The organism is Dolosicoccus paucivorans, from assembly GCF_900100125.1.
In the GTDB taxonomy this organism is placed as follows: Bacteria; Bacillota; Bacilli; order Lactobacillales; family Aerococcaceae; genus Dolosicoccus; species Dolosicoccus paucivorans.
Map to the genome: position 1 here is coordinate 1 of NZ_FNEL01000106.1, position 1,074 is coordinate 1,074.

Below are 1,074 nucleotides of genomic sequence, written 5' to 3' on the forward strand. Positions count from 1 at the left end.
ACCTGGTGTTTCTGGATCTTTTGGATCTTCTTCACCTGGTGTTTCTGGATCTTTTGGATCTTCTTTACCAGGTGTTTCTGGATCTAGTGGTGGGATTGGACAAACATTCTTAGTTCCAACTCTTACTATCTTATCTTGTTTTTCTACAAGAGTTTCAGTAGTTCTATCAACTTCTTTAGAGTTTTCTATTTTTACAGTTGTCTTTGTCTTTCCTACTATACCTTCTTGATCTACTATAACCTTGCCAGCCTCTAGATTTGGATCTTCAATTACTTTAATATCAAAGGCATTTTCGCTTTCATAAGTGAATTCGCCATCTGTCTTAGAACCGTATTCTACGACCTTGTTCTTAGATTCAGTTCTTTCTTCTTTGACTTCAAGCTTGCCTGTTTCTTTGTTGAAGGTAGTTGTATATTTTACAGTTCCCTTAGAACCTTCTTCGATGACTTTTTCTTCACCTGCTTTTAGCTCTGGGTTGTGTCTATATTCAGTGTTGTTACCAAGTTCAACTTCTTTAACAACTGGTTTAACACCAATTCTTACTACCCTATCTTCTTTTTCAGTGATCGTTTTTGTAATTTCTGTAGGATCGCCAACTGGCTTAGAATCTTTAACCTTTTGAGTAATAGTTACTTCTTCCTTACCTGGCTTACCTTCATTTTCAATCTTTTGGAATCCAGCTTCAAGGTTTTCGTCATAGATCACCTTAATTTCATAAGGGATTTCTCTTTCGATAGTTTGTACTGTTTCGCCTTCAGAAGATTTTCTACCAATCTTAATCAGTCTTTCTTGAGGCTCTTTATTTGTCTTGAATTCTCCTTCTTTGGTTTCGATAACTTTACCATCCTTGATTACAAGAGTGTTGGTTCTTTCTTGTTCTCCTGGAGAACCTGGTGTTACAACTTTTTCTTCGCCTGGTTCTAATGAGTCGTCATATTCGTATCTTGTTTCGAAAGGTATTTCTTTCTTTTCTACGATTTCGTGAGTACCTGTGAAGTCTTCACTTCCCACTTCAATAATTTCATTAACTGGTGCTTTTGTTTCTTTTGGTTCAGAAGTATTTGTTACTTTTGA

1 protein-coding gene is annotated in these 1,074 nt (G+C 36.0%); it reads right to left on the minus strand.

What is annotated here, in order from left to right; all coding sequences use genetic code 11:
* On the minus strand, positions 1-1,074 hold a 1,074-nt coding region (locus BLR79_RS08845), incomplete at both ends, for a G5 domain-containing protein (RefSeq protein ID WP_200778895.1).